5 protein-coding genes are annotated in these 3,463 nt (G+C 39.8%); all 5 read right to left on the bottom strand.

Translation table 11 applies throughout. From position 1 onward, the window contains the following. Positions 1-313 precede the first annotated feature (313 nt). Entirely contained in the window at positions 314-706 is a 393-nt protein-coding gene (locus EXZ60_RS18550; RefSeq protein WP_113611340.1) for a nuclear transport factor 2 family protein, read from the bottom strand. 661 nt (positions 707-1,367) lie between these two features. After that, positions 1,368-1,649, bottom strand: a complete 282-nt coding sequence (locus tag EXZ60_RS18555) for a hypothetical protein (protein ID WP_064626893.1) — start codon at positions 1,647-1,649, stop codon at positions 1,368-1,370. A 159-nt stretch (positions 1,650-1,808) separates the two neighbouring features. Further along, complete coding sequence (locus tag EXZ60_RS18560; RefSeq protein WP_277436130.1) at positions 1,809-2,123, bottom strand: nucleotidyltransferase domain-containing protein; 315 nt, start codon at positions 2,121-2,123, stop codon at positions 1,809-1,811. Next, a complete protein-coding gene (locus tag EXZ60_RS18565; protein WP_147182963.1) occupies positions 2,110-2,520 on the bottom strand; it encodes a hypothetical protein in 411 nt (136 codons plus the stop codon). Before EXZ60_RS18565 ends, EXZ60_RS18560 begins: the two co-directional genes overlap by 14 nt. 1 nt (position 2,521) lies before the next feature. After that, on the bottom strand, positions 2,522-3,220 hold the full coding sequence (locus EXZ60_RS18570; protein ID WP_277436131.1) for an HNH endonuclease: 699 nt from the start codon (positions 3,218-3,220) through the stop codon (positions 2,522-2,524). Positions 3,221-3,463 lie beyond the last annotated feature (243 nt).

Consider the following 3,463-nt stretch of genomic DNA (forward strand, 5'->3'; position numbering starts at 1 on the left):
GACGAGCGTAGCATGCTCGGCGGACGTTTGGATGCTGAAGGTTATTTTGCCGATGAATTCACAGCGATAAACAACCCAACGCGATCAAGAAACAACAAATATGTGATGACGATTTATTGCTTAAGTTAAGCCACAAAACATGGGATTTACCGTTCAATTTCAACTCGATTTAGCTGATAAAAACTCACCTTGCCTAACGCCCGCCTAAGGGGCTGGCAACGCATAACACTAAACTCAAACACAGCAGCCGTAACCACCGCGGCTCAATGGGACTGGAAACGCCGCGCGTTGACAGTCCCTCTTGAGGCGTTTGTTATGTGCGTGGTTGATTCGATACGATTTTAACCCATTGAGCTCGCCATGCTTGAAGTGGCATCTCGTCAGGCCAAAACTCTTTTTGTTTAGTGATTAATCCATTCTCAACAGTATGGAATGTAATAGCTCTGGCTTTTTGCACACCATCTGTTATCGATACATCCGTTACAACGCTATCGCCTTCACATACAACAGAGTGAATGTTGAATAACCAATGACCATTTGCAGGATAGTGCGCATTAATGGCTACAAAATTATCTCGGCCAAGAATCAATTCGCCTGACTGAGGCCAAAAACCTTCGAAATCCAAGCTTAACCACTCACTTGCTTTGGCAAAGTCATTGGTTTTCATGGCATTCCAGAATGACAATACAACGTCCTTGGAATTCATATTTTCTCCATTAGCACATAACGCCCGGCTAAGGGGTTGACAACGCACCGCCGAACTCAAAAAACACACTGTAAACACTGAACTTCAATTTTGCACTAAAACCGCCAAGCGTTGGCAATCCCTCTTGAGCCGTTTGTTATGCAAATTCAATGAGATAAACTGACTTTACTCGAACAAAAGCCACAATTGCAATTGTTGAGTGATTCAAGAACCAACCCAAGCCAGAGCGGTGATAAATGAGCCGCCAAAACAAAGTCTGCCTTTCAGCGACAAACCAAGCTTTTGAATTAGACAAACTCACCGAGCAAGACTTTCAGCAAATGCAAAATGATCGATTAACTTGCCCTTTCCGCACTTTGCGCCCACTGAATTAGCAGCAAGCCAACGCTAAAATTGATTGAGGCAAACAAAGAACCTTACCTGTTTTACGGTTTGAGTTAATCACGAACTTGAGGGTAAAGTGTTCATTTGCCGACAATACAAAACAAATGGCCGGAGAAATCCAAAAAGATTGAACCCCTAAATTTCCCTGAGTTGCATAACGCCCGGCTAAGGGGTTGACAACGCACCGCCGAACTCAAAAAACACACCGTAAACACTGAACTTCAATTTTGCACTAAAACCGCCAAGCGTTGGCAATCCCTCTTGAGCCGTTTGTTAGCTATTTTTTCCCAGTGACTGATTTGAATGATTCAAAAATGAATGTCGCCAATCCACCTGCAACATTTGAATTTGCATAATCCTTCAAAAGCTCACAAAAATTTGATTTGAATTTATCAATAGCCTCTTCTGGAGAAGAAGCATAAATCGTATCACCTTCCACTCCTAACCCCGATCTCAAGAGTTCTTCCTTTTCAAAAAGATAAGTTTCTGAACTCATATCCAGATAAGTAAATTCATTACGATTTGAATTTGGTTTACAGAAAAATTGATACTTTGACATCTTTAATTTCCTTGCTGCTGAATAAAACAATAGCTAACGCCGCATTAAGGTGTGAGCAACGCTACCACAAAACTTAACCAGACCACCGTAAACACAAAACCCAACGCTGGAGTGAAAAATGCCATGCGTTGGGAATCACTCTTAAATGCTTTGTTATGTTTATTTGCACACTGAGGAAATATTTTCTATCGCAGCAATAATTTCACATAAGTTTTTGCCATTGTATGGTGACAAATGTTCGGCCGATGCTTTTTCAATAAAATTAACTTCTGACTCTTCAGACTTTGAAAGCATAGTAACTGACACTTTATCAATTCTTGCTAACAAATTTTTCTTCAATGAGATAGCTACTTTGCACGATTCAAAGCTATTCGAATTGTGTACTATTAAAATATCTACATCGTTGAAGTTTGATTCGCCTTTGAAATAGGAGCCGAAGCCATAGACATCCGCTAAACGCTCAAGACCAGCCATATTCTTTAAACTTATCTTTTTCATAGTCAGTCAGATAAGTCCAATACTCACGTTGATTTATCGCAGCCATAAAGCCACCAATATCGAAAATACCAACTTGATCAGCCATACAATCACGTTTTAGCTCTAAGGAATAACCACACCAATTCGAACTAATAATTACTGCATCAAGAGCCCCATAGTTTTCACATGACTCTACATATTCCGCTGTACCAAACGAATAACACTCGCAAATAAAAACGTTCAGTTTTTTGCCCGTATTTAACTCAATACTATACAAACCAGCATCCAGCTTCTGACAAGAGCTAACTTTACTGTGTTCAGTCATACGTTGCTCAAAAAAGTTGTAGTTTCTGTAATAACTCATCCAAGGAAAGTTTTCGTTATGTGCCGGCATATTATTCTCCTAATATTAAATCTTCAAAATCACTCGGAAATCGCTGAACTGCATTATAAGGAATTTTATCTTGTACCCATCGCTCATAACTTTCTACATGCTGTATAAACTTACTTACAACTCTTTGTTCTTTACGAGAGAATAATGCTCGATATTCAACGAGTAACTCCTTTATTTCTCTATTATTAGGAACAATCGTAGAAAGACGCTCAGAAGTCCATAAAGCATACACTTGGTCACTGTTTGGATTTTTTCTTGCATTTTCGGACATTGGTCCATATTGTTCCCAAACTTGGTGGTTCTCAGCCATATATGGAGCAATTTTGTCTTTTAGCTGTTCAAGGCTCTCCAGTTCAGTGATCTGTAGACGATTTGAAACAAACTCTTCATGTTCTTGCTTCATTTCATGAAGCAACTCAACAGAGTATTCAGCTTCGTTTTCTGCTTTATCAATTAGTGTGTGGTGGGTAGGACAAAGCAAAATTAGATTTTCATAACCATCCCTTTCCAAGGCAGGTTGATCAGCATCGTATCGGTTGGAACCCAGTTTGTTACCTTTAATATGAGCCATTTCACCGAGGGTATAAGGCGTAACGCCCTCAGCTTCCTCTACTGACAGTCTCTCTGTGCATCCTCTAAATGAACATCGACCAGCTGCATTAGACCATAAAATTTTAATGGATTTACTTGTTATAGACATGAATACCCCAAACTCAGACAGACTATCGTACATTACCATGGGCTAACAGAATGACATTTGATTTACGTCTATTCCTCGAAAAATTAGTAACTTGCTGTGACGAAAACTGATAAACATAACGCCCAATTAAGTGGTGAACAACGCACTGACCAAGCCGCTGCATAACACCGTAAACACTTTACCTGACGCATAGTAAAACTGCCACGCGTTGAGAATCCACTTGAATTGTTTGTTATGTGAATT

The organism is Vibrio sp. 1151_11 (assembly GCF_029478525.1).
Classification (GTDB): Bacteria; Pseudomonadota; Gammaproteobacteria; order Enterobacterales; family Vibrionaceae; genus Vibrio; species Vibrio anguillarum.

Excerpts from the sequence above, each read along its gene's own strand:
- EXZ60_RS18550 (WP_113611340.1), bottom strand. The coding sequence starts at position 706 with ATGAATTCCAAGGACGTTGTATTGTCATTCTGGAATGCCATGAAAACC.
- EXZ60_RS18555 (WP_064626893.1), bottom strand. The coding sequence starts at position 1,649 with ATGTCAAAGTATCAATTTTTCTGTAAACCAAATTCAAATCGTAATGAA.
- EXZ60_RS18560 (WP_277436130.1), bottom strand. The coding sequence starts at position 2,123 with ATGGCTGGTCTTGAGCGTTTAGCGGATGTCTATGGCTTCGGCTCCTAT.
- EXZ60_RS18565 (WP_147182963.1), bottom strand. The coding sequence starts at position 2,520 with ATGCCGGCACATAACGAAAACTTTCCTTGGATGAGTTATTACAGAAAC.
- EXZ60_RS18570 (WP_277436131.1), bottom strand. The coding sequence starts at position 3,220 with ATGTCTATAACAAGTAAATCCATTAAAATTTTATGGTCTAATGCAGCT.